Source organism: Xanthomonas dyei (assembly GCF_002939865.1).
GTDB classification, from domain to species: domain Bacteria; phylum Pseudomonadota; class Gammaproteobacteria; order Xanthomonadales; family Xanthomonadaceae; genus Xanthomonas; species Xanthomonas dyei.
On sequence record NZ_MDEE01000023.1, the window covers coordinates 36,976 to 60,276 of the forward strand.

The window sequence follows — 23,301 nt, forward strand, 5'->3', positions numbered from 1 at the left end:
TAAGCGCGATTTTCAGATGATCGGTGCGCGCGACCTGCTCGCGCAGATGTTGGTCCAACGACGATTGCTCGCATCAGTGTGTTAGCCACGCCAAGGCGCGCGATGCGTTCTGCGTGTGCTGTGTCCAGCGTGCGATGGATGATCTCGATGCGACGCCTGCGCGGCGACGGATACATCGCACCGGTTCGCTATCCGCCTGCAGACCCTGCGCGACTCGGTCACCGGCATCCGCAGCGACGAAGCTAACGCATTGAAAGAAGCATCGCTTTCATAAGCAGCTGCACCAATGCGCATTGCATCCTCACAATCAACGCAGGCGATGCATCACACCTGGGCTGCAATGCCGTCGATGCCGTCGTCGCTCGGCACAGTTCCCGTCTGCGCGAAGGCCTCCACCAGCCGCACGATGCGCGCCTGCACGGCGACCTGCTGCAACTCCGCCTGCAGGCGCAGCACGCCCGAGGGCGGCCCCGCCGCCGTCAGCGCCTCGCTCAGCACTTGCGGCAATGCACTCAGCTCGCGCAGCCATGTTGCGGCGCCTGCGACGTGCAGACGCGCCGCATGATCGAACTGGTCGTAGTCCAGCGGATACACGATCGACGGCAATCCCGCGGCCAGGCAGGCATACAGAATGCCGGCACCACCGTGGTGCACGACCAGATCGTAGCGATGCAGATGCTGCGCATAATCCACATACGGCAGTCTCAGATAATTGCCCTGCCCTGGCTGGTAAGGCGCACTCGTATCGCCATCGCTGAAGTGAAAGATCACCTCGGGAAACTGCGGCGCCAGCGCGCGCAGCACGCCATCCATGCGCTGCTTGACCCATTGCAGATGCGTGCCCAGCGTGATCAGCACATGCCGATGACCAGGGACGAATTGGGGTGCTGCCACCGTGGAAGGCGGCGTGCACAACTGCGGCCCCACGAAGCGCAGCGCCGCCGGCCAGCGCTGCGCGAATTCGAATGACGGCAGCCCCAACGCCAGAATGCACTGCGGCGAATACACCGCCTCGCTGCGATCGCTTCGGTAGAGCGCCGGCAAGCCGCAGGCGCGCATCTGGCGCCGATAGCAGGCATGCAGGCTGCGCTTGAATCCGCGGGTGAGCCGCCGCGCCAGCGCATGCCAGGCACGCTGACGCAGGTTGGTTGCAGGCAGCAACCCACCGAAATAGGCGGGGGGGCCGTCGGAGGTTTCGATCACGCAAGGCGACGGCATGCTGGTCCACCACGCAATCCCCATGGCCTGCGCTGTCAGCCCGGCGCTGGGCAGGGTGAAATCGACGATGACCAGATCCGGCCGTCGCTCGCTCCAGCGCTGCTGCAGTGCAGTGCCCACACGTGCCATCAGGCCGAGCGCATCGTGCAGCTGTCGGCGTAGACGCAACGGGTGATGGCCCACGGCGTGTGGTGGGTTGGCGATCTGCAGCAAGACGCGATCGGCCTGCGCGTCCAGCACACTTGCCGCGCGCACCCCGCAGGCAGCGATACGCGCCTTCGCCGCCGGGGTGCTGATGACCTGGACGTCATGCCGGGCCGCGAGTTGACGCGCAATGGCCAGAATCGGATGCAGATGACCGCTGTACGGCGGCGCGATCAGATCAATCCGCATCCGCGCTGCTCCGCAGGGTGTGCTCGACCTCGGCAACAAAGGCCTGGCAGCTGGCAAGCACCGCTGCATCGCGCAAATAATCCATATGACCGCAGGCCGGCGTCAGCTCAACCGTAGCATCGAACAACGCGCGTGAGATCCAGTCGCCCTGCCCTTGCACCACCCGCAAGTCACCGAATGTCGCAGGCGTGCGACAAACCGGGCCGTATGCAAACACGGCCAGCCGCGCGCGTAGCGCCTGCGGCAACTGCAGTGCTGTCAGCAACTGCAGCCCGCAACTGCCGGCCAGCAGTACCGTCATCGGCGCCTGCTGCAACAGTGCACCGACCCGCACGCGCTCGGCCTCTGCAACGCGACCGGCACGCGCCTGCAGATAGTGGCGCGCGTTGGACAGACTCGCACGCCATAGCGGCGTGCGCCGGTGCGGGGCACTGTCCGGCCAGTACGGGTAATTGCACGCGATCAATCGTCGGCGCGCGCCTTGCAGCGCGTGCAGAAATTCGTGTTGTTCTGCACTCAAGGCGCAACGTGTCGGGTCGCTTTGCCCGGTCAGGAAGGCGATCTGCAGCAGCGCGGCGTCACTGCGCACGAAAGCACCCGTTCGACAACACGCGGTACCGGCGGGTGCGCCAGCGAATGGTGCGCACCAACGCGGCATGCAGCAGATGCAGCGGTTGCAGACACTCGGCGCACAGCGACAACAGCGGGCGATGCCGCAGTGCACCGGTCGCGCGCCATTGCACGGCGCACAACAGCAACGCACGTAGCACCACCGTGGCAACAACACCTGCCAGCACCCACCACGAAGGCCAGAGGCAGGCGCCGATCGATATTGCAACCAGCAAGAGCGGCGGCAAGCCCTGCAAGAGACCGATGGCACTGCGCGTGCGCACACGTTGTTGCCCAAGCAGGATCAAGGCGAACAACATCCAGCGATGCATCTGCCGCGCGTAGCTGTGCAGATCCGGCATTGCAGTGCGCATCGCCACTGGCGCCGTGGATTGCCACAGGCGCCCGCCGCGTTCGCGCACCAGCGTGGCAACCGCCAGATCGTCGGTCAGTTGCTCCAGCAATGTGGCAAAGCCGCCCCAGGCACGCAGTTGCGCCGTGCGCGCGGCGTAGCACATGCCGTTGATGGTCAGCGGCGCGGCGAACGGCAGCCAGCCAAGATAGGTGAGCGCGGCATTGTTGTTGACGAACTGCGACAGCAGGCGGCCGGCCAAGGTGTCGCTGTCGCAGTAGTACGGCAATGCGGTCACCACGTCGGCATGGCTCAGATCCTGCAACAGCTGCACCAGGGCGGCTTCGCTCAGCTGCGCATCGTCGTCCAGGATCAGGCAGATCGGCGCCTGCACCTGGGCAAGCACGTATTCGAGTTTCCACGCCTTGGGATTGATGCTGGCCGGCTCTGCGGGCACCAGCATCCGTGTGATACGCACCTGCGGATATTCCACGACCAATGCATCTGCGACCGAATTCCCCGCCGCATCGTCCGCGTCCAGCAGCCACCAGAAATGCGCATGCGGCAGCGCCTGCAGATTGGCCGCCAGTACGCTGTGCAAATGCGCATCACCGCCAAGGATCGGCTGCAGGATTGCCACCTCGGCCTGGGTAGCGGCAAGCCCGCGTGCTGGCCGTGCGTGCGCGTCACGCATGACCCACAGCGCCGCGCCCGCCTTCACCACCAGCAGGCTCAGATACAGCGCGGCCAAGGCGAGCACGGCTACACCCATTGCGCCGCCTGCCAGCGCACGAAGGCCTCGATGCCGTCTTCCACGCCCACGCTGGGCGCCCCAAGATCGGCAAGCGTGCGTTGCGGATTGAAGGTCTTGGAGTAGGCAAACGCACCGACGCCAAACCGCGTGATCGGCGGCTCGCTGCGTAACCGCAGCACGCGATAAAGACCTTCCACCACGCTGGCCATGCGCAGCGCGGTGCCGATGCGCACTTCGCGTTGCGGCAACGGCAGTTGCAGGCGCGTCAGCACATCCAGCACCGTTTGCTGCAGATCCACCGGCTGCGCGTTGGTGAGGTTGTAAGCGCGCTGCAGTTGCGGTGCAGTGGCCGCGCGGTAGAGGTAGTCGCAGAGCGTGTCGATATAGATCAGATCGCCGATCACCGGCTGGGTCTGGCCGACAAAGCGCGGCAACGCGCCCTTGCGCGCAGCGGCGATCACACGCGGGAACAACACCGTGTCGCCCGGCCCGAATACCGCGCGCGGGCGCAACACCGATGTCTGACCCGGATAGCGCTCCAGCAAGGTTTCGCCGAGGTATTTGGTGTGGGCGTAGGTGTTGACGAAGTGCGGGCCGATGGGGCTGTCTTCATCCAGATCGTATTGATGCGCCTCGCGGTAAAACACCGAGCTGGAGGAAACGTACAGCAACCGTGGGCAGCCGTTGCGCATGCAGAAATCGATGACATTGGCGGTGGCCTGCACGTTGTGCAGTTGGAACTGCGCGCGACTCCCCCACGGGGATGCCAGTGCCGCCGCGTGGATCACCACATCCGGCCGCCAGTCCAGCGAAAACGGTTGGCTCAGATCGATGCGGTGATAGTTGGGTAATTCGCTGGCACGACGCCCGATGCCGTGAATCTCCACACCGGCTTGCCCCTGGAAACGGCGCAGGAACGCGCCGCCGACAAAACCGGATGCGCCGGTCACGAGAATGCGCAGGCTCATCGCCACTCCGGTTGGTAACGGTCAAGACTGGGTTGGCAATGCGAGGGCAGGATCGCCAGCTCCGGATGCGCCTGCGACAACCCATGCAACTGCTGCACGGTGCGCCGGAACGCGCTCCAGTCGTGCATCAGCAAACGGGTGGGCCACGCCGGCCACTGCAACGTTGCCCAGGTGGCCGACGACCACACCGCATCTGCGCAGAGCAGCACCTCGCGGTCATGCTGGTCGCGTAGCCACAGGCCCATTTGTCCGGGTACGTGGCCGGGCAACGGCACGGCAAGCACGCTGCCGTCTTCGAACAGATCGTATGCGGTGCCCAGGCCCTTCCAGACGCCACTCAGCTCGCGCTGCGGCGCCTGCTCGGCAAACTGCAGGCGTTGATCGAAATCTTCCGGCAGTAGCTGCGGCAGCAAGGCACGGCGCAATCCCCCCAGGCGCGAACAACTGCGCAGTTGCTGGTAGTCCGCACGCAGACAGAGGAAGCGTGCGTTTGGCAGATCGCGTAAACCGCCCACGTGGTCGGCGTGGAAATGCGAAATCAGGCACCAGGCAATATCGTCCAACTGCACGTCGCGACGTGCCAGCTGCGCGCGCAGGGTTTCGTGCGTGGGCAGGGTCACCGGGGTGGTCCAGCGGTACAGGCGCTCCGGCCAGGGATCGGTGGCCTGGAAAAAATGCGTGGCGTAGCCGGTGTCGTAGAGCATCGCCCCGCGCTGCGGGTGCCGGATCAACACGCTCAATGCGGGAAATTCCACCGCATGCCAATGGCCGTCTGCACGCACCATGCGCTCGCAATGCCGGCAGTGGCCGACGCGCAACAGCTCGAGAGAAACGCGCACGCGCATCAGTAGCGCAACACCATGCCGCCGATCGCCAGACCGGCGCCGGTGCCGAGTAGCGCAAACACTTCGCCGCGCTGCAGTTGCCCATCGACGCAGGCGTGATGCAAGGCATGCGGGAGCGAAGCGGCTACCTGGTTGCCGGTGGCGTGCAGGATGCGCACGACCTGATCGCTGCGTAGCCCCAGCGCGCGCACCACGTGATCCAGGCCGCCACCGGAGGCCTGATGCGGTACCAGATAGCGCAGTTGCGCCGCGGTGATGCCGGCATCGTGCAGCAACTGTTCCCAGAACGCCGGCAGCTGCCGCGCGGCAAAGCGGTAGGCGCTGCGCCCATCCATCCAGAATGCGCGCGATGCGTCGACTGCACTGTCCTGCTCATGCGCTGCGCGGGTTCCGCCGCCGCGAATGCGGCAGACATCTGCGCCGCTGCCATAACTGGACAGGCGACTGGACAGTAAGGCCGAGCCATCATCGGCGCTGCTGCGCCCGACCACCACGGCCGCGGCGCCATCGCCGAACAGACCGGCGGTGGCGGGTACTGCCTCGTCCAGGCCGGCCGATGCGACTTCGCTGGAAACGATCAGCACGCGTCGGTAGCGGCCCAGCGCCAGCGCATTGGCGGCCATGTCCAGCGCAACCACAAAGCTCAGGCAGGTTGCATTGACGTCGAAGGCAGGGATGCCGGAATCGCCCAGCCCCAGTGCGCGCTGGATCAGCACCGCCTGGCACGGAATGGGCTGCTCCATCACGCTGCAGGCAGAGATCAGGCAATCGATCTGGCTGCTGTCGATGCCCGCGTTGGCCAGTGCCTGCTGTGCGGCGGCGGCCCCCATCGACGATGCAGTCTCGCCCTCGCCCACGTAATGGCGCGTGGCGACACCCAGGCGCGCAAAGGTGGTGCCGGCCGGCAACTGCCAGCGCGCGTCCAGCGCGTGCGAAGTGACTTCCCTGGCCGGGAGGTGGCGCCCGGTACCGAGGATGCGCAGCGGCAGTGCGTTCAACGCGGAGCTCTCAGTGAACAAGGCGCGCAGCATACCGTGGCTGGCTGGGCTGGCCTAACCCGAGGTGACAGCGATGAAGCAGCGGTGCGCACGAACGAACGATGACCGAAGCAGCGGTCGCGTAACTGCCGCCCGGCGGCGACTGACGAGCCGGTGCACTGCGACCAGCGCCACACGTCGCAATCCCTGCGCCCCCTCGCCCCGCCGGCAGCTCTACGACGAGCTCATGCGCGATGGCGGTCGCTCAAGGCGCTTCTACCTCGTACCCCAGCGCCTGCAATCGCGCCAGATAGCCGTCCGGCGCGGTCATGCGGCTGATCGGCAGCACCGCGAAGGTGCTGCGGTTGCGTTGCAGCGCGGTAGTGGCGATGCCGAGCCAATGTTCGCGCATGCGCCGCTCCAGATCGTCGATGCCGCGTTTTCTGGCGGCGCCGGAGCTGGCCATCGCGCTCATGCACGCCGCTTGCGGATCTTCGCGCGGCAATTGACGCAAGGCCTCGATATCGCCCACCGACCAGGCGTTGGCACGCTCGACCATGGTCGGCAGATCGCGCTCCACCGTCACCAGGATGCTGCGAAAGCAGGCGGTGTCGTCCATGCCGCCGGCACGGAACTCCTTGAGCGCCTGACGCGGGTCCTTGATCTTGTAGTCCAGCGCGGTTGGGGTGGGCTTGATGCCTGCGCGCTTGGCCGCGCGCTCGACCACCGACCAGATCACCGGCGAACGGGCCAGGCCGGAGCGCTTAATCGCCGCCTGATACAACTCGCCGGCCGCCAGCATCGGGCGTTTGCGCTCCACGCCACGATCGCTGCCGATGTAGCGCGCCTTGGCCACACTCCACCGCGCATACAACTCGGCAGGCAACACATCGCGCAGTTCGCGGTCGTCTTCGTTCTTCATCGCCTTCATCGCCGATGGCAGCAAGGTCAGCTTGCCGAAGAAGCCCATGTCCGCATCGACCTGCACGGTTGGCGCCATCAGTACCTGCTGGGACTGGCCGATGATGGTTTCCACCTCGGCCGACTGCCATTGCAGGCGTTTCGGCAATGGCGACAAGGTGCCGAGGATCCACAACACGTGGTCGCCCTTGCTGACCTTCCACAAGCCAGGGCCGGGCTGCACGCCACGCACCACCATCGCCTCCAGGTCGACCACCGGCGGTGGCGCGGCCGCTGTTTGCGGCGCGGTCTCGCTGGCCGTCGCCAGCATCGATGCCAGCATCACGCCGGCGCCCCATAACGTTGGCCTGTATCGCATCACATGTCGCCCCTGTTTGAGGCGGACAGTACGCCAAGCCCGCTCGCGCCGCGTTAGGGAAGCGTTCGGCCGCACGCGGCGCCGCGATCGATCAGCGTGGGGTGAGTGTTGCCAGGTGGGTGGCCAATGGCGAGGTGGCGTCGAGCAGCGCAAATCCCTCCCACACGAATCCCGGCGACACGGTGCAAGCGACCAGGGTGAACTCGCCCAGCGAACGTGCCGCCTGCCACTGCCCTGCGGGAACCACCTGCATCGGTTCGCCACGGTCGGCGGCGTCCAGCATCAAGCGTTGCAGCTGCCCGCTGGCCTCGTCGTAAATCAGCAATTCCAGCGCATCGCCTTGTTGCCAGTGCCAGCTTTCCTCGGCATCGACACGATGCCAGGCGCTGCATTCGCCGGCAGCGAGCAAAAAACGGATCGCGGTCAGCGCAGGGCGGGACCGGCCGTTGTCGCTGATCTGACGCTCGGAGGCATACACGCGGCGGAAGTGCCCGCCTTCCGGATGCGGCGACAGGTCGAGCGAGCGGATCAGGGCGGCGGCGGTCGGATGCATGCGTGCATGCTAAGCCCAGACGCCGCCGCCATGCATCAGGGCAGGTGCTTGCCCGCGCGCAGACAGGTACGGAAGAACACCAGCAGGTCCCAGCTGTAGCGCTTGAGCAGACGGCGCGGCTCGTTGAGCAGGCGATACATCCATTCCAGATGCAGCCGGCGCACCCAGTCCGGCGCGCGCTTGGCGGTGCCGGACAAAAAGTCGAGCAGCGCACCGACGCCGAACACCAGCGGCACGCGCAGCGCCTGGCTGTGATCAAGAATCCAGCGTTCCTGCAACGGGTTGCCGAACGCCACCAGCAGTACATCGGCGCCGGAGCGGTTGATGCGCTCGGCAAGGCCTTCGCCCGCGGCGGCAAATTCGCCGTAGCCGTCGCACATACCGACTACCTGCTGCCCCAACGTGCCGGTCAAGGTGGCGGCAGCGGTCTTGCCCACACCGGGCCGCCCGCCAAGCAGGAAGAACTTGAGCGGCTGCGCTGCCTGGCGGCACAGATACGGAATCAGATCGGTGCCATTGAGGTTGCCGGCGAAGCGGCGGCCATGAATCAGTCGCGCCGCCAGGTCCATCCCGATGCCATCGTTGACGATCCGCACGCTGGGTTCGCGCATGCGCATCCGTAGCGCCTGGCACTGCACCACAAAATTGGTGTTGGCGAAGAACACCCGGCGTGGCTGTTGGGCGGCCAATGCGTGGAACAGATCCAGCGCGAATGCTTCCTGGGTGGTGGACAACACCGGAAACCCACCCAGCGGAATCACCACACCTGGCGGTGTGTCGACGGCGGCGACGGTCGTTGTTTCGCTGTCCACACGCTGGCCCTGCATCATCGAATCACCAAAGGTCGTAGGGGAATGCAGCCAGCAAGCCGGCCTGCAGTGTTTCCAGATCGAACGCGCCGTTGCCGCCCAGCGTCAGACACTCTTCGATGTTGTTGCCCGAGTGCCACTGCGTGCGTCCGGTGCCGTAGTAGTAATCGTCGTATTTGAAGCGGTCTTCGCCGTTGCCCCAGTCCAGATACACCGCCGGAATGCCATAGGCTTCGGCAAGAATCAGGCCGTGCAGCGAGCTGCTCACCACCAGCTCGGCACCCAGCAGCTGGCTCATGAAGGTTGCCGGCTTGACGTTGGGAAACACCAGGTAATCTGTGTACGCGCTGTACTTTTCCACCGGTTCGTTAAAGTGCGGCACGATGGCGAACGGACGCTTTTCGACCGTGCCCAGTGCCTCGGCAGGGAAAAACATCGGCGTCAGCAGACCTGGGTCGCCATAGACTTCCGGCACTGCGATGCCACGGTCCAGCAGAAATTGACGGGTCTTGGGCCCACGCACCGCCCGCACATCGAGCGTGCCAAAGGTGTTGCGCTCGGCTGGAATCTTGCCATTGATGCCGCTGCCCCAGACGGTGTCGCCATCTTTGGCGAAGTGCAGCACCGAGCCGATCGCGATCAGCTTCTTGCTGAGATCGCGTTTCTCGATCAGGGTCTTGTCCTGCAGCGAAAGCACACAGGACACGATCACCTTGGACAGATGATCCCCCATGTTGACGCCAGCGTTCTTCGGCTGCCACCAGAACAATGCGCGACGTTCTGCGTGTTCTATCCACTTCTGCAGCAAAGCGTTGGCCATAAAGAGGGGTCTCCTGTCTCAAACGTATGAGGTGCGCTGCATCAATGCGAGAGCGCGGCCTCCGAGGAAGCACGCGCGGCTGCGCCGATGTGCTGCGGATACAAACGGGTTTCCGGATACGCGGCCGGATCCAGCACACGGTCGGTAGTGTCGGACCAGTTCAAACATTGGCGGTAACGTACATGCGGCGCGTCCAGCGCCTGCCCGATTGCAGCGACGATCGAATCGGCGTTGCCGGGCGTGTAACCAAAGCGCGACTGCCGATACGGCCCGACAACTGCATTCGGACACACCGCAGGCAAGCCGAAAAAGTCGTATTGCAACAGCTTCATCGAGCTATCGGCCAGATACACCGGCACCTGCTCCGACGCATACGGCGCGATGCCGAACCGCGCGTGCTTGATGTAGCCGATCGTCTCGACGTGCTTCATTTCACCATAGACGACGACGTTATCGCCATAGCCAGGGTGGCGGCCCATGCCCGACCCGATCACATGAAACGTGACCTGCGGAAACGCCTTGCTGGCAACGACGAAGAATTCCGGATCGAACAACATCGACCCTACCGCCACCGCATGGATTCCTTCGCCGTACGGCGATGGGTCGCCCAGCTGATCCAGGTTGTGATCCACGCCATGCCCGACGTGATAGACGTTATCGCGGCTTGCGATCTCTTCGGCCATGGCCGGCGACACCAGCGCGATGACGTCCAGGGTGGGCGCAACCCGGTCGAACTCGCGTTCGATATAGGAGGCGACGTTGATGGTGCTCAATCCATCAGAAGCGCGATACACCAGCTTTGCACTGGGATTGGTGCGCTTGGCCAGTTCGATAAAAGCCACGGCAATGCCACTTTCGAACACGATGACATCCGCTTCGCGCATCCAGTCCAGCAGTTGCTTCGGCGGATGTGCGGCATACCAGCGGAACATCGCATCTTCGACAGACTGCAGCCACGCCCGGCGCGTATTGAACGGATGCACCGTGGTGCGCCAGAGATAGCACTCCACGCCCTTGTGCGACACCACGGTATTGGCGGTGTCATCCAGCGGCAGCCGCATATCGCCCTTCATCCGCGACAGGCGGCTGTAACGCAGCGAAAAAAATCGCGTCGTCCCGCGCAGCGCAAGCTGATCGGTGATGAAGTGGATGTTGGCGCGGCGCGGCGTGCGGTAATCGTGTGCGGACAAGACCAGATAGCAAGGCCGGCGAATGCCGGAAGCAGCGGCGGCGGGTGTTTCGCTCATGGGCCGTGTCCTATGAATGAGTGGAAGAAAGAATGCCCGAATGCAGGCGAAGACGATGTCGATCTCATCGACGTGCCTTGGCCTGACTCAGCAACTTGCGGATGTTGACGATGGAGATCACGTCGCGACGGAACGACGGCCAGATACCCAGCATCAGCAGGCACACTGCAGCCATCGCCGCTGCGCCTGCGGCCAATTGCTGCCATAGCGGACCGCCGGCGGTAATCGAGGCGTAATACGCACAGACGCCGGCAACGCCGTACGCCACCATCGCGCGTACCGCATTGGTGAACAGCACACCCACCGGCGTATCGGAAATCTTGCCGACCCAGATCAGCGACATCGGCCAGGTCACCAGCAACCCGAACGAATAGCCGATGGCGACCCCCATCGCACCCCAGCGCGAACCGACGAAGATGCAGGCGATCAGCACGATGCGGCTGACCAGCGAGAACAACAATTGCTCGCGCATCAGCCCGCGCGCCAGGAACACCCAATACGTGGCGTAGGACGCAGTCTGGAAAATACCGCCCAGCGCGAGCACCTGGAACAAAGGCACTGCCTCGCGCCATTGTTCGCCCAGCACCAGCACGATCAACGGCATCGCCACCGCACACGCGAACGAGAACAGCGCCACGATCAGGTGCACCATCACCGTCTGCCCGCGCAGCAGGAACGCGCTGAAGCGCTCGCGGTCGTCCTGCAACTGCGACAGCACCGGCAACGCCACGCTGGTCGCCGGTGCATTGATCTGGTTCAACGGCATCATCAACAGCTGGAACGCGCGGTTGTACAGACCCAACGCATCGGGCCCGGTGCGCCAGCCGATGATCACCTGCCCCACATTGCGGCTGGCGTAGCCCAGCAACTGCGCGGCCATCAGGTTCCAGCCGAAGCTCATGAAATCGCGCATCGGTGCCTCGCGCCGATAGCCTCCGGGCAGCCAACGTGCGCAGCTGCCCGCGATCACCAGGTTGACCACCGCCTGCACCACCTGCTGTACCACTAATGCCCAATAGCCCCAGCCCAGCAGCGCAGCGGCGACGGCCGCGCCCAACCCCAGCACTTGCGAGCCCACATCGCTCAGCGCCACCTGCCCGAAGCGCAGCCCACGGCTCAGATGCGCGCGGTACTGCGTGGTCATGCCGTTGATCAGGAACGTCACCGCAAGCGCCTGCGAGATCGTGACCAGTGCCGGCTCTTTGTAGAAATTGGCGATCACATGCGCCGAGGCGAACACCACCACCGACAGCACCAGACCGATACCGCTATTGATCCAGAACAGGTTGTCGCGCTGTTCGCGACTGACGTGTTTGGCCTGCACCGCGGCCGCCGACAAGCCGAAATCGCGCAGGATTTCGGCTGCACCGACAATCGCGGTGACCATCGCCATCAACCCGTAGTCGTAGGGCGTCAGCAACCGCGCCAGCAGGATGATGCCGCCGAACTGCACGACCATCTTGGCCGACTGGCCCAGCATGGTCACCGCTGCTCCGCCGGCAGCGCGCGCGCCGAGGCTGCGTTGCGGCGGCGGTGTGGGAGAGGACGTCGTGGGGGTTTCTGCGGTCACAGCGCGGCGTCTCCATCCTTGCCCAGCGCTTCGAGGTAGGTGCGGTAGTGCAGCTGCCCGATGCGTGGCCAATCGCGTTGCGACAGATCCGGCGCCGGCCCGCGCGGCGCAGCGCGCACCGTGTCGAGCATGCCGGTCAACAGCGCCGCGTCGAATTCGCCTTCGTACAGAAACACCCAGCCCGGCCCCACTTCTTCGGCAATCGCCGCATTGGATTCGCTCCACGGCGCCAGCACCGGGCGCGCCAACGACAATGCGAGCAGTAACGTGCCGGAGTTATGCATCTGCCGGTACGGCAACACCACCAGCTCGGCCTCGCTGACTTCGCGTGCCAGCACCGGCTCCTCGACATAGGCGAGCAATGCGCTGATGCGCGGATCCTGCGCACTGGCCTCTTCCACCAGCGTGCGCATCTGCGGCGTGGCCGGGTTACCGACGATGCGTAAATTCACGCGTGGGTCGCTGACCTCGTGCATGACCTCCAGCAGCGTTTCCACGCCCTTGTACGGACGAATCAGCCCGAAGTGCAGCAGCCGCCCTGGCACCGTGGTGCCTTGCGGCATCGTCGCGAACCAGTCGCGGTAGTGACCATGCAGGATGGTGTCGGTAAACGGCGGGCGCACCGGCGTGGTGGCGTTGATGCGGATCCAGCGGCGCGTCAGGCGATCGGTCCAGCGCAGCAGGCTGCGCTCGCGCCAACCGCGATCTTCGTGCGGGGCCAGGTTATGCAAGGTGCGCACCACCGGCGTGCCGGTGACCTGCAACTTCAGCAGCAACAATGCCGCGCAAACCTGCTTGGCCAACGTGCCCACCGCGCTGGGATGGCGCAGCAGGTATTCGGGCCAGTGCAGATGCAGCACGTCGTAGCGCGACAGCAAGGCATCGCGCATCGAGAAGAAACGTGGCTGCACCGCGTCAGGCAACGCGTCGTAAAGCTGGGTCAGATACGGGTTGGTGCTGGCGTTGGGTTTTTCGGTGGAGAACAACACCGTGACCTGCGGCTTGGCCGCCGCACGTGCCATCGACGCCGATGCAAGCGCGCTCATCGCAGCGTCTCCTGCGGGCGCGGGGTGCCCAGGGCACTGTGGTACTCGTCGATATAGCGCCCCACCACATGCTTCCAGTCGTAGCGGCTCACGTAGGCCATCGACGCCGCACGACGCGCTACAAAGTCGCCATCGGCTGTCAGCGCGAGCGCCTGCACCTGGTCGGCCGCCGCTTCGATCCTGTCGCGGTTGACGATCACACCCTGCCCCGACTCGCTGGCCAGCCGCACGAACGGCGGAATATCGCTGAGGATGGGAATCAGGCCCGCGCTCATCGCCTCCACCGCGGCAATGCCAAAGCCTTCATGGCGCGACAGGCAGACGAAAAACTGCGCCTGCTGCATCAAGGCGCGCAGCTGCTCCTGCGACGGCGACATGCTCAGCTGCACTTTGTCCTGCAACCCGCGCTCGGCAATCGCCTTGCGCAGGTCGGCTTCGTTCAAATCGTATTGGCGGCCGGCGATGATCAGCTGCCAGTGCGGATCGCGCGTGAGCATCGCCTTCAGCAGCTCCAGCGTCTCGATCAGCCCCTTGTTGACCGACCAGCGCCCGAAGTACAGCAGTGTCCGACCCGCAGTGGCCGCACCCTGCCCCGCGTACTTCTCCACGTCCACGCCGTTTTCGATCACCCGCAAGCGTGCCGGCGACACCACCTTGGCAAATAGATCGCCATCGTTTTCGCTGGTTGCGATCACCCGCGAATACGCCAACGCCGAGGTGCGCGTGAGTGTCTGGAACCACAGCTGCTTCATGCGCGACGCATACGCAGTGTGGAAGAACCCGCCATGCGTGGACACCACCATCGGCTTGCCGTGCAGCGGTTTGGTCAAGGCCAGATAGTCGTAGAAAAAATCGATCCCGTGCAGATGCACCACATCGGCCGAACCAATCGCGCCCAGCACCGACGGCGCAAGCGGATAGCGCGACGAACCGCGATAGCCGATCCGCCGGATCGGCAGACCTTGATGGGTCTCCTGCGGCGCAAGCTGCGCACCCGGATCGGTGAACACCCGATCCAGCGTCACCACTTCCACCGTGTCGGCGCTGTTGGCCTGATGCTGGCGGGCAACATTGAGAACGACTTCTTCCATGCCCCCGATCGAGGGGTGGAATTGGCGGACGACATGCACCACTTTCATTACGCCAATCTCCTGTGCCAGTGACGCGCACGCATGTGCCGCGACAGCTGATGATTCTTGAACTGCGTCATTGACTCTTCAACCCCAACATCCAAGGCGCGCTACGCACCAGCACTGCACGCATCGGCACCGCGCAGGCGATCGCAAATGCGCTGAGCCCCATCGCCCACATTGGGGTGCCGATGAGGCCGCGATCGACGACCCCGGTGCGCGCAACCACGCTGGTGACCACCAGGAACACCAGCGTATGCGTGCACAGAATCAGCAAGGTGTTGGTGCCGATCCACTGCACCCACTGCCAGTGCCGGACGAAATACGCGAGGCATAGCGTCATCGCGGTCCCCAACAGACTCACCACCAGGAACAGCGCAGCCGATTGGCCGAACAGCAGGTTGTTCACGTCCACCTGCCCGTTCGCACCGGCCAGCAGCCACCATACCGCTGCGACGACAGGCAGCGCCAACGCCCACACCCATGCCGAAAGCGCGCGCAGCGCATCGGCAAAGCGCGACAGCCAGCCACCCACCGCGATGAAGAACAAGGCAATCGGCAACACGTCCAGCGCAAGCGGCAAGCGCAGCTGCAACGAGGGAAACAATGCCGCCCATGCCAGGGCGATCGGCACGCTAAGCGCCGCTACCACCGTCGTGCTCAAACGTGCACGCAATGCGATGTAGGTCAGCGTTGTGACAAACAACGCCGGTAGAAACCACAACGCCGGCAGCACGTAGAGGCGCGTGCCGTTGGCCCAGACCACACCGAGGAGCGGGTCCCACCACGCCCGCGCACCGGGCTGCTGGAACGCATGATTGAGCACGGCCGTCAGCAGCCATAGCCCGTACGCCACCAGGAAAAACGCCAGGTACGGCACCAGCAACGTCCGCGCCAGCTTTTTCACCGTCGACACATTCAACCCGCGACGTCCGAAGCGCTCGCCGACCCAGCCGGAAAGCACGAAAAACAACGGCACATGGAAGCTGTAGGCGAACAGTTTGTAGGCTGGCGGCATGCCGCTCGCGTGCCCCAGCACCACCAGCACGATAGCCAGCGCCTTTGCCGCATCGATCTGCCAATCGCGGGCCATTGCCGGCGCGCGACCAGCGGTTACCACGGTCTTGTCGTGCCCTGCTTGCTGCGGATAAGGCGCAGTCGTCATGTCGCGACACCGGTCATGCCGCCACCGTGCGCGCACCCAGGGTCCAGGGGGCAAAACGCATCAACACCCAGCGCATCGGCACGCAGGCAGCCAGCGCGAAGACGGTCACGAAGACCGCCCAACCCAGACCCGGCCGCCCTGCACCGAATCCACCCGCCACCGCGGCAACGCCGGACAGCACGAAGAACACCAGCATATGCGTGCACAGGATCAGCAAGGTATTGCGGCCGATCCACTGTACCCAGCCCCAGCTCTGCACCAGCCGCGCCGCACAGATCACCATCAACGACCCCAGCACCGCACTGAGCAGGAACACGGCATGGTCTCGGCCGAAGCCGAGCATGTTGACGTCGATACGTCCGTTACGTTGCGCCAGCCACGCCACCGCAAGTGCCAATGCAACGCTCACCAACGCACTGACCGGCAACGAGGTCGGCAGACGCGGCGACACGTGAATCAACAGCGCGCCCAGCGCGTAGAAGCACAACGACACCGGTAGCACATCGAGCCCGAAAAAAAGCCTCACTCCCTGCGTCGGGAACCAGTTCATCCAGACCCACGCCAGCACCAATCCCGCCGCCGCAATCGCCAACGGCGGCAGCAAGCGGCGCAGCAATACGTAGCTCACCACAGTGACCAGCATCACCGGCAAAAACCACAGCGGCGGCTGCACATACAGGTCCGGACCGATCCCGGTAAACAGCGACACGATCGGCTCCCACCACGGGTGACTTCCCCAGCGCGCGGCCTTCTCGCCGATATTGCGGGTCAGCAGCCAGTACGCGTAGCCCAGCAGATAGAACGTGACATACGGCAGCAGCAGACTGCGCGCCTGCTTGGTGATCGTCTGCGCCATGCTGGTAGTACGCGACGCATAGCCAGCGGCCAACCAGCCAGACACCAAAAAGAACAGCGGGACGTGAAAGCTGTATGCAAACAAGGTCATGTCATGCGGCACGCCCTTGGCATGGCAGAACACCACCAGCAAGATCGCGATTGCCTTGGCCGCATCGATCCGCGGATCGCGCGCTTTCCCGCCGGCTGCGATCCGCACGCCCGCGTCAGGGACGACCGACGACGGCTCTGCCGCCGCCGCGCTCATCGCCCCGCTCCCGCAGGCAATGGCAACTGCGCGCCATCCACCGTTGGATCGTCCTTGATCGAAGCAATGGAAACGGCCGACGCAGACCAGGTCGGGCGCATATGCCACAGGCAGCCGCACACGAACCACCACAGCGCCGAGGTCTTGATCGAAAAGTAGCCGTTGGACACCAACAGGCTCAGCGCAAACGCGAAGATGGCCAGGTTCTTGAACAACTGGCCTTCCTTGCTCGGCATCAGCAACAGGAACGAATACGACAACAGGAATGCCAGCACCCCGACGATCGACTGCGACGCGATGAAGTACGAAATGCCGCTATCGAAGTAACGGTAGGCCTGCGCAAAATCCAGCCCCAGCCATGACTCGAAAGACAGGTTGTTCATCGAGTAAACGGTGAAGAATATTCGGCCCATGGTGGTGTCCTGGTAGGCCGTGATTCCGGTCATCCACACCAGTAGCCACGCACTCATGATTACCAGCAAGAAGACCAAAAACGCCAAGCGCTGATCCATGCGTTTCAAAAGTGGCGTCAGCAACACCATCAGCACGCAGGTGCCCGCCGCCAAGCGTCCATCCGAGGCGACGATCATGAAACCGATCAAGCCCACCGACAGGACCAGCGCCGCCGGCCGCATCCAGCGCCAGAACACCAGCACGATGGCGGTAAAGAAGCAGATGTAGTTACCCATCGTCACCGGCTCGATGAACATCGAGGAGGCACGCGGGAGATTGGACCCTGGCAGGAAGTTACGTTCGCCCGGCCGCGTGGCGCTGACGAACAAATTGCTGTCTTCGTTCCAGAACCCTTCGGCGCTCATGCCGCGCGCGTTGACGAAGAAGCTCTTCGGATTGACCAGGTCGCCATAGGCGCTTGGCATTGCCAGCTCGAAGGCGGCAACCAGCGAGACGATGATGGTCATGCGGATGAACAACTTGGGCACCGACCCGGTATAGGCAGAGCCCAGCACCACAAAGGCGAACACCACCAGGGCATCGCGGAAGAATTTAGGATCGATCTGCCAGTTCACCAGGAACCGCACGAACATCAGCAGGACGATCAATCCAAGCCCACTGACGATCAATGCAATGCGCTGACGGCTCAGCGAGCCCAGGCCCAGCACGAAGCAGGCCGCGTAGACGATGAATTCGACGGCGTAGGTGATCACCGGGCGCACGGCGAACACGTTCGCATTGATCAGTGCCAGCACCAGGTTGTAGCCCACGCCGACCAGCAACGTCAGTTCGATCAGCAGGTTATGCCAGCGAACGCGGGTTTCCTCGCTCATTCGGATCAGCATAGACATGCCTGCCTGAGAGGGGCGGCTGCACTGCAGCCGCCCGCGACGCCTGACGCGCCAGGTCGCACGCTCCCCGCCATCATCAGTACGCGGTCTTCTGTCCGAACACGCGTACTGCCGTCAGCACGATGATGCGGATATCCAGCCACAGCGACCAACGACGGATGTAGTCCAGGTCGTACTGGATACGCTTCTTCATTGTCCGCAGCTCCGGGGTTTCGCCACGGAAACCATTGACCTGCGCCCAACCGGTGATGCCCGGCTTGACGTAGTGGCGCTGCATGTAATGGTTGATCAGCTTTTCGTAGTGCGTGTTGTGCTGCGCGGCGTGCGGGCGCGGGCCCACGATCGACATGCTGCCCGCCAGCACATTGAAGATCTGCGGCAACTCATCCAGGCTGCTGCGACGCAGGAACGCACCGAATCGGGTGATGCGGGTATCGTTCTTGGTGGCCTGCTGGATGGTGCTGCCATGGTCGTCATGCACGCGCATCGAGCGGAACTTGAACATGTAGAACTCGCGACCGCCCAGGCCGTGACGACGCTGGCGGAAGAACACCGGGCCCGGCGAGCTCATCTTGACACCCACGGCAATCGCAGCCATCAGCGGCCACAGACCCATCAGCGCGATCACAGCCAGGATCTTGTCCTGCAGCGCCTTGGCAACCACGAAGTAATTGTCGCGATCCACACCGCCCTGACGCAGGTTGATCACCGGCGTATTGCCGATCTGCTCACCGGACTGGTTCAACAGACCGAAGTCGAACAGGTCGGGCACCAGCTTCACGTTGATCGGGTAACGGTCCAGACGCTGCAGCAGCTGCTTGATATGGTCGCGCTCGCCCAGCGGCAGCGAAATCCACACCTGTTCGACCTGATTTTCCTTCAGGTAATCGATCAACGCATCCGGCTCGCCCAGGCACGGCAGCGACTGGCGCTGTTCGGTCACGGCGATGTCGTACGGCGTGCGGAAATAGCCGACCAGATTCATGCCGACCCACGGATTGCGGCTCAGGTAGTGATTGATCTTCATCACCGGATGGCGCAGGCCGACCACCACCACGCGCTGGACGTCCACGCCCTGCGCACGCAGGTGGTTCAGGAAGCCGCGCAGCAAGGTGCGTGCCGCCACCAGCGAAGCCAGGCCGCCGACGAACCACAGGCCGATCCAGCCGCGCGAGACCTGCTCTCCGACCTGCACGATCAGCGCATGCACCGCAAACAACGCAAACACGCCGCCGAAGGCACCACCCAGCACCATCAACTCGCTCAACAGCCCGCGACCGCGCCAGCTGCGATACAGCGGGAACAGCGCAAAACAGATCACCGAATACAACAGCGTCGTGGCGATTGCGACACGATACGGCGCCGCGGGCACCCAGGAACCGAACACGATGCGGTATGCGATCAGGCCCGAGACGACCACCATGGTCAGGTCGAACACGCGCAGTACCAAGTCGGCTGCCGCCGAGTACTTGGATAACAATCGCGGCGAGGATGTCGTGTACGTCGCGCTACTCAAGTCTGCCAAAAGCATGGGGATGTCCTCCAAACTCGATACGGCGCATGCGGGGGAACATACGAATCGCACGCGAGCTTTTAATCATCTCCGTCGAGCGATCACCGCGGTAATACCTACCGACCCCAGATCGCTCGACAGCCCTTTGTTTCAACAGAGACAAACTTTCAAAACGAGGGAGCCCGAAACATACGGGATCCCACTTTTTCTACGCTGAATCGGTTGTCACTTTAATTAACCACTGTTTTGCAACATCACGATGTCAGTGCAATCGTGTTTCCGGCCCAGTGCCCCGCAGGAAGTAACGCACAAGCGCCACAGCCAACCCAAGGAATACGCCAAAGATGAAGCCTAAAGCGAGGTTCAATTTCAGTTTCGGCGAAGTCTTCGACGTAGGCACATCTGCAGTGTCGACGATGGTCACGTTGTTGGCGCCGACATTGCTCGCCACACCGATTTCCTTGTAGCGCTGCAAGAGCGCATCGTAGAGCTGACGGTTGGTGTCGACGTCGCGCTTGAGCATGTTGTAGCGGATGCTGCGGCTCTGCAGGTCCAGTTCGTTGGTGCGCAGACCGGCGATGCGTTCGTTGAGCAATTGCTCCTGATGCACCGACGCGTCGTAGGTCGCCTTGAGCGATTGACGGACGTTGACGACCTCACCATTGATCTGCCGGCGCGACTCTTCGATCTGCGCCTTCAGGCGCTGCATTTCCGGGTAATCCGGCTTGAAGGTCGACAGCTTCTGCTGATATTCGCTGGTCAGACGCACCTGCTCGCCGCGCAAGGTCTGAATCAGCGGGCTGCTCAACACCTGCGGCAACGACATGGGATCGCCGGTAGCGGCCTGACGCCAGGCGGCCTCGGCCTTGATGCGCGCATCCTGCGCCGACGCCAGCAACGCGTTGAGGTCGGTCAGGTTCTGCGCAGGCAACGACGGCTTGTCGTCGCCCACCGAGACGATCTGCTCGTCGGTCGAGTACGCAACCAGCGTCTTTTCCGAGTCCTCCACCTTGTCGCGCAACTGCTCCAGACGCTCGGCCAGGAACTTGGTCGCGAACGAAGACGCCTTCATGCGGCGCTCTTGCGTGCTCACGATGAACACCTTCGGATAGGTGTTGGCGATCTTGGCCGCAAGCACCGGGTCCGGCGAATCGTAATTGACGTAGACCAGGCGGGAATTGAGGATCGGCTCGACCACCAGACCTGCCAGCAAGGTGTCGGTCAGGCTGCGCTCGATGATGGCCTGACGCGAATCCACCGACTTGCCTGCTTCGGGATTCTTGGCAGAAGCTTTTTCCAGCGCTTCTTCGACCTGCTGCTTGAACGCCGGCTCCTGATCGAGCTTGGCCTCGCGAATCACCGCGCGTGCCAGCGAACGGCTCTGCAGCAGCTGGTACTGGGTCTGGTAGAAGTCGCGATCCTGCGGCGACTCGACCGGCATCAGGTTGTCGACATTCACCACGTTGAGCGAATCGCGCTCGATCTGCAGCGTACTGGTGGCGCGATACTTTTCCGGCATCAGGAAGGTGATCACCAGCGCCAACAGCACGGCGGCGATCGTGATCATGATGATCAGCCAGCGCTGCGACACCAGGGCACGCCAGTAGTCGAGCAAGCTGACGTCGGCCAGTTCGAGGTGCCCATGACGCTGCGACGGCGAGGAACGATTGTCGGAATTCATACTCATCGGTAAGCGCGCCACACCATCACTAAGGGGGTCAGTTCCAGCATGGTGCGCAACCAGACGCGCGCATCCGAGCGATACACCACGACGATGTCGCCGCCGTAGATCTCAGGATCCGGGTTGGCACCCTTTTCGATCTCGGTCAGGTCGAAGCGCGCGATCATCTTCTGCCCGTTGACCATGCGGAACACGATGACATTGCCGCGGCTTGCCACAGTGCTGACGCCCTTGGCCTGCGCCACGGCCTGTTGCAAGGTCAAATTGGCACCGATCACCGGGTAGATGCCGGGCTCGGTGACAGCGCCGGTCACGGTCACGCGACGGCCATTGGATTCCTGCACAAACACCGACACCTGCGGATCCTGCAGGTAGCCGCCGCGGTAGCGATCGGCAACCATCTTTTCCAGCTCACCGACACCCATGCCGGCGGCGTTGACGTCGCCGATCAGCGGCAGCGAAATGTGGCCGTTCTGATCGATGCGGACCTGCCGTTCCAGATCGTCGACCTGAAACACCTTGACCAGCAACAGGTCGCCTGGGGAGAGTCGATATTCGGGCTGTACCGCGGACATTGCCAGCGGATCGGGAAGCGGCAATGACGACGCCATCTCCTTCCCGGTGCTGCAAGCACCCAGGGCCATCGAGCAGATCAACGCCAGGCTGAGGCCTTGGCAAAATCGTCCGATCAGTTTCTTCATGCGTGTGGCTGGCTGCCTCGGTTGGGTGGGACAGGAGCTCGCGCAGCATTCAACCGGCCAACACGCCAGCACGAACGTACGACAGAGAAATTCATCCCAGGAACATCGGGATCACGACAGGTATGACGTGTTGCACTGCACTATGGCACAGAACGATCGCATCGCAAGACGCGGCACGCCATTTTTTTGACGGCGTTGGCCTATTGATTCAAGTTCGTCGTTGTCGCGTTAAAAAAACGTGATCCACGTTCTAATCTGAAACTAATGATTTAGAGCGTTTCCCGACACTTAGCACCGTTCCGTGACCCAAGTCCAGAGCGAACGGGAGCGCAAAAACCGGGCGATAGCATTCGGTTCATGCTGCACTGCGATATGCCGATCTACATATCGAGCGAACGCTGCCAGGACACAAAAATGCAATGTTGCGCCGCAACAAAAAAGCCCATGTCGGACTGACATGGGCTTGATGTTTGGTCGGGGTAGCCGGATTTGAACCGACGACCACTAGTCCCCCAGACTAGTGCGCTACCAGGCTGCGCTATACCCCGAAGATGCTGCATCCCGTCGCGAGGACGGCCTGCGATTATAGCGGCTTTGCGAACCGTTTTCCTAGCGGCGAAGCAGCTGCAGGACTTCTTCCAGCTCCATACGCACCTGCTTGATGATCTGGTTGCTCAGCGCCGACTCGCTTTTGGCGCCATCGCCCTCCAGCCGCAGACGCGCCCCACCGATGGTGTAGCCCTGCTCGTACAGCAGGCCGCGGATCTGCCGGACCATCAGCACATCGTGGCGCTGGTAGTAACGGCGGTTGCCGCGTCGCTTGACCGGCTCCAGGCTCGGAAATTCCGTTTCCCAATACCGCAACACATGCGGCTTGACGTCGCACAGCTCGCTGACCTCACCGATGGTGAAATAGCGCTTGGCCGGAATCGGCGGTAGCTCGCGATTACTGCCCGGATCCAGCATAAGCCTCCACCCGTTCCTTGAGCTTTTGGCCAGGGCGGAAGGTCACCACCGTCCGGGCCGAGATCGGAATTTCCTCACCGGTCTTGGGATTGCGACCGGGCCGTTGGTTCTTGCGCCGCAAATCGAAGTTGCCGAAACCCGACAACTTCACCTGACGACCCTGCTCCAGCGCATCGCGCAGCACATCGAAAAACGCGTCGACAAATTCCTTTGCCTCGCGCTTGTTCAGACCGACCTCGTCGAATAGACGTTCGGCCATCTCCGCTTTCGTCAATGCCATGCCAATCCCCTGGTTACCG

22 protein-coding genes and 1 tRNA gene are annotated in these 23,301 nt (G+C 63.3%); all 23 read right to left on the reverse strand.

All coding sequences use genetic code 11. The features are described 5' to 3' along the window. Nucleotides 1-324: 324 nt before the first annotated feature. Nucleotides 325-1,611 (reverse strand): glycosyltransferase, encoded by a 1,287-nt coding sequence (locus XdyCFBP7245_RS15085; protein WP_104616381.1) that lies wholly within the window; start codon nucleotides 1,609-1,611, stop codon nucleotides 325-327. After that, nucleotides 1,601-2,269, reverse strand: coding sequence for a hypothetical protein (locus XdyCFBP7245_RS15090; RefSeq protein WP_211287712.1), 669 nt, complete (start codon nucleotides 2,267-2,269; stop codon nucleotides 1,601-1,603). Before XdyCFBP7245_RS15090 ends, XdyCFBP7245_RS15085 begins: the two co-directional genes overlap by 11 nt. Next, nucleotides 2,190-3,344, reverse strand: a complete 1,155-nt coding sequence (locus tag XdyCFBP7245_RS15095; RefSeq protein WP_104616383.1) for a glycosyltransferase — start codon at nucleotides 3,342-3,344, stop codon at nucleotides 2,190-2,192. Before XdyCFBP7245_RS15095 ends, XdyCFBP7245_RS15090 begins: the two co-directional genes overlap by 80 nt. Next, the gene (locus XdyCFBP7245_RS15100; RefSeq protein WP_104616410.1) at nucleotides 3,335-4,294 is read right to left on the reverse strand and encodes an NAD-dependent epimerase/dehydratase family protein; all 960 of its coding nucleotides are present in this window, start codon (nucleotides 4,292-4,294) and stop codon (nucleotides 3,335-3,337) included. The genes XdyCFBP7245_RS15095 and XdyCFBP7245_RS15100 overlap by 10 nt, the downstream gene beginning before the upstream one ends. Then, nucleotides 4,291-5,139, reverse strand: a complete 849-nt coding sequence (locus XdyCFBP7245_RS15105) for an MBL fold metallo-hydrolase (protein ID WP_104616384.1) — start codon at nucleotides 5,137-5,139, stop codon at nucleotides 4,291-4,293. The genes XdyCFBP7245_RS15100 and XdyCFBP7245_RS15105 overlap by 4 nt, the downstream gene beginning before the upstream one ends. After that, nucleotides 5,139-6,170: a 3-oxoacyl-[acyl-carrier-protein] synthase III C-terminal domain-containing protein gene (locus XdyCFBP7245_RS15110; RefSeq protein WP_170068662.1), complete on the reverse strand. Its 1,032-nt coding sequence runs from the start codon at nucleotides 6,168-6,170 to the stop codon at nucleotides 5,139-5,141. The genes XdyCFBP7245_RS15105 and XdyCFBP7245_RS15110 overlap by 1 nt, the downstream gene beginning before the upstream one ends. Before the next feature lie 211 nt (nucleotides 6,171-6,381). Next, on the reverse strand, nucleotides 6,382-7,395 hold the full coding sequence (locus tag XdyCFBP7245_RS15115) for a TraB/GumN family protein (protein WP_104616385.1): 1,014 nt from the start codon (nucleotides 7,393-7,395) through the stop codon (nucleotides 6,382-6,384). Between the two features lie 91 nt (nucleotides 7,396-7,486). After that, nucleotides 7,487-7,948, reverse strand: coding sequence for a cupin domain-containing protein (locus XdyCFBP7245_RS15120; protein WP_104616386.1), 462 nt, complete (start codon nucleotides 7,946-7,948; stop codon nucleotides 7,487-7,489). 35 nt (nucleotides 7,949-7,983) lie between these two features. Then, on the reverse strand, nucleotides 7,984-8,778 hold the full coding sequence (locus XdyCFBP7245_RS15125) for a WecB/TagA/CpsF family glycosyltransferase (protein WP_170068663.1): 795 nt from the start codon (nucleotides 8,776-8,778) through the stop codon (nucleotides 7,984-7,986). A gap of 4 nt (nucleotides 8,779-8,782) precedes the next feature. After that, nucleotides 8,783-9,577, reverse strand: a complete 795-nt coding sequence (locus XdyCFBP7245_RS15130) for a polysaccharide pyruvyl transferase family protein (protein WP_104616387.1) — start codon at nucleotides 9,575-9,577, stop codon at nucleotides 8,783-8,785. Between the two features lie 41 nt (nucleotides 9,578-9,618). Then, nucleotides 9,619-10,824: a GumK N-terminal domain-containing glycosyltransferase gene (locus tag XdyCFBP7245_RS15135; protein WP_104616388.1), complete on the reverse strand. Its 1,206-nt coding sequence runs from the start codon at nucleotides 10,822-10,824 to the stop codon at nucleotides 9,619-9,621. Nucleotides 10,825-10,888: 64 nt separating this feature from the next. Further along, nucleotides 10,889-12,394, reverse strand: a complete 1,506-nt coding sequence (locus XdyCFBP7245_RS15140) for a lipopolysaccharide biosynthesis protein (protein WP_104616389.1) — start codon at nucleotides 12,392-12,394, stop codon at nucleotides 10,889-10,891. Further along, nucleotides 12,391-13,440, reverse strand: a complete 1,050-nt coding sequence (locus XdyCFBP7245_RS15145; RefSeq protein ID WP_104616390.1) for a glycosyltransferase — start codon at nucleotides 13,438-13,440, stop codon at nucleotides 12,391-12,393. The genes XdyCFBP7245_RS15140 and XdyCFBP7245_RS15145 overlap by 4 nt, the downstream gene beginning before the upstream one ends. Next, nucleotides 13,437-14,579 (reverse strand): glycosyltransferase family 4 protein, encoded by a 1,143-nt coding sequence (locus tag XdyCFBP7245_RS15150; protein ID WP_104616391.1) that lies wholly within the window; start codon nucleotides 14,577-14,579, stop codon nucleotides 13,437-13,439. Before XdyCFBP7245_RS15150 ends, XdyCFBP7245_RS15145 begins: the two co-directional genes overlap by 4 nt. A gap of 67 nt (nucleotides 14,580-14,646) precedes the next feature. Continuing rightward, the gene (locus tag XdyCFBP7245_RS15155; RefSeq protein WP_211287713.1) at nucleotides 14,647-15,663 is read right to left on the reverse strand and encodes an acyltransferase family protein; all 1,017 of its coding nucleotides are present in this window, start codon (nucleotides 15,661-15,663) and stop codon (nucleotides 14,647-14,649) included. A gap of 85 nt (nucleotides 15,664-15,748) precedes the next feature. After that, entirely contained in the window at nucleotides 15,749-16,837 is a 1,089-nt protein-coding gene (locus tag XdyCFBP7245_RS15160; RefSeq protein ID WP_104616393.1) for an acyltransferase family protein, read from the reverse strand. Then, nucleotides 16,834-18,123 carry a polysaccharide biosynthesis protein GumE gene (locus XdyCFBP7245_RS15165; protein ID WP_170068664.1) on the reverse strand — a complete coding sequence of 430 codons (1,290 nt, stop codon included), beginning with the start codon at nucleotides 18,121-18,123 and terminating at the stop codon, nucleotides 16,834-16,836. Before XdyCFBP7245_RS15165 ends, XdyCFBP7245_RS15160 begins: the two co-directional genes overlap by 4 nt. A 94-nt stretch (nucleotides 18,124-18,217) precedes the next feature. After that, nucleotides 18,218-19,672, reverse strand: a complete 1,455-nt coding sequence (locus XdyCFBP7245_RS15170; RefSeq protein WP_104616395.1) for an undecaprenyl-phosphate glucose phosphotransferase — start codon at nucleotides 19,670-19,672, stop codon at nucleotides 18,218-18,220. A 244-nt stretch (nucleotides 19,673-19,916) separates the two neighbouring features. Beyond that, a complete protein-coding gene (locus tag XdyCFBP7245_RS15175) occupies nucleotides 19,917-21,356 on the reverse strand; it encodes a GumC family protein (RefSeq protein WP_104616396.1) in 1,440 nt (479 codons plus the stop codon). Continuing rightward, nucleotides 21,338-22,036, reverse strand: a complete 699-nt coding sequence (locus tag XdyCFBP7245_RS15180) for a polysaccharide biosynthesis/export family protein (protein ID WP_170068665.1) — start codon at nucleotides 22,034-22,036, stop codon at nucleotides 21,338-21,340. Before XdyCFBP7245_RS15180 ends, XdyCFBP7245_RS15175 begins: the two co-directional genes overlap by 19 nt. A 471-nt stretch (nucleotides 22,037-22,507) precedes the next feature. Further along, nucleotides 22,508-22,584, reverse strand: a tRNA-Pro gene (locus XdyCFBP7245_RS15185). Between the two features lie 61 nt (nucleotides 22,585-22,645). Continuing rightward, entirely contained in the window at nucleotides 22,646-23,002 is a 357-nt protein-coding gene (locus XdyCFBP7245_RS15190; protein ID WP_005995911.1) for a MerR family transcriptional regulator, read from the reverse strand. Next, nucleotides 22,983-23,282, reverse strand: a complete 300-nt coding sequence (locus XdyCFBP7245_RS15195) for an integration host factor subunit alpha (protein WP_002811076.1) — start codon at nucleotides 23,280-23,282, stop codon at nucleotides 22,983-22,985. The genes XdyCFBP7245_RS15190 and XdyCFBP7245_RS15195 overlap by 20 nt, the downstream gene beginning before the upstream one ends. Nucleotides 23,283-23,301: the final 19 nt, after the last annotated feature.

Excerpts from the sequence above, each read along its gene's own strand:
- XdyCFBP7245_RS15085 (WP_104616381.1), bottom strand. The coding sequence starts at position 1,611 with ATGCGGATTGATCTGATCGCGCCGCCGTACAGCGGTCATCTGCATCCG.
- XdyCFBP7245_RS15115 (WP_104616385.1), bottom strand. The coding sequence starts at position 7,395 with ATGCGATACAGGCCAACGTTATGGGGCGCCGGCGTGATGCTGGCATCG.
- XdyCFBP7245_RS15160 (WP_104616393.1), bottom strand. The coding sequence starts at position 16,837 with ATGAGCGCGGCGGCGGCAGAGCCGTCGTCGGTCGTCCCTGACGCGGGC.
- XdyCFBP7245_RS15090 (WP_211287712.1), bottom strand. The coding sequence starts at position 2,269 with ATGCCGCGTTGGTGCGCACCATTCGCTGGCGCACCCGCCGGTACCGCG.
- XdyCFBP7245_RS15120 (WP_104616386.1), bottom strand. The coding sequence starts at position 7,948 with ATGCATCCGACCGCCGCCGCCCTGATCCGCTCGCTCGACCTGTCGCCG.
- XdyCFBP7245_RS15145 (WP_104616390.1), bottom strand. The coding sequence starts at position 13,440 with ATGAGCGCGCTTGCATCGGCGTCGATGGCACGTGCGGCGGCCAAGCCG.
- XdyCFBP7245_RS15150 (WP_104616391.1), bottom strand. The coding sequence starts at position 14,579 with ATGAAAGTGGTGCATGTCGTCCGCCAATTCCACCCCTCGATCGGGGGC.
- XdyCFBP7245_RS15155 (WP_211287713.1), bottom strand. The coding sequence starts at position 15,663 with ATGGCCCGCGATTGGCAGATCGATGCGGCAAAGGCGCTGGCTATCGTG.
- XdyCFBP7245_RS15105 (WP_104616384.1), bottom strand. The coding sequence starts at position 5,139 with ATGCGCGTGCGCGTTTCTCTCGAGCTGTTGCGCGTCGGCCACTGCCGG.
- XdyCFBP7245_RS15165 (WP_170068664.1), bottom strand. The coding sequence starts at position 18,123 with ATGAGCGAGGAAACCCGCGTTCGCTGGCATAACCTGCTGATCGAACTG.
- XdyCFBP7245_RS15095 (WP_104616383.1), bottom strand. The coding sequence starts at position 3,344 with ATGGGTGTAGCCGTGCTCGCCTTGGCCGCGCTGTATCTGAGCCTGCTG.
- XdyCFBP7245_RS15135 (WP_104616388.1), bottom strand. The coding sequence starts at position 10,824 with ATGAGCGAAACACCCGCCGCCGCTGCTTCCGGCATTCGCCGGCCTTGC.
- XdyCFBP7245_RS15170 (WP_104616395.1), bottom strand. The coding sequence starts at position 19,672 with ATGCTTTTGGCAGACTTGAGTAGCGCGACGTACACGACATCCTCGCCG.
- XdyCFBP7245_RS15180 (WP_170068665.1), bottom strand. The coding sequence starts at position 22,036 with ATGAAGAAACTGATCGGACGATTTTGCCAAGGCCTCAGCCTGGCGTTG.
- XdyCFBP7245_RS15190 (WP_005995911.1), bottom strand. The coding sequence starts at position 23,002 with ATGCTGGATCCGGGCAGTAATCGCGAGCTACCGCCGATTCCGGCCAAG.
- XdyCFBP7245_RS15195 (WP_002811076.1), bottom strand. The coding sequence starts at position 23,282 with ATGGCATTGACGAAAGCGGAGATGGCCGAACGTCTATTCGACGAGGTC.
- XdyCFBP7245_RS15130 (WP_104616387.1), bottom strand. The coding sequence starts at position 9,577 with ATGGCCAACGCTTTGCTGCAGAAGTGGATAGAACACGCAGAACGTCGC.
- XdyCFBP7245_RS15100 (WP_104616410.1), bottom strand. The coding sequence starts at position 4,294 with ATGAGCCTGCGCATTCTCGTGACCGGCGCATCCGGTTTTGTCGGCGGC.
- XdyCFBP7245_RS15125 (WP_170068663.1), bottom strand. The coding sequence starts at position 8,778 with ATGATGCAGGGCCAGCGTGTGGACAGCGAAACAACGACCGTCGCCGCC.
- XdyCFBP7245_RS15110 (WP_170068662.1), bottom strand. The coding sequence starts at position 6,170 with ATGCTGCGCGCCTTGTTCACTGAGAGCTCCGCGTTGAACGCACTGCCG.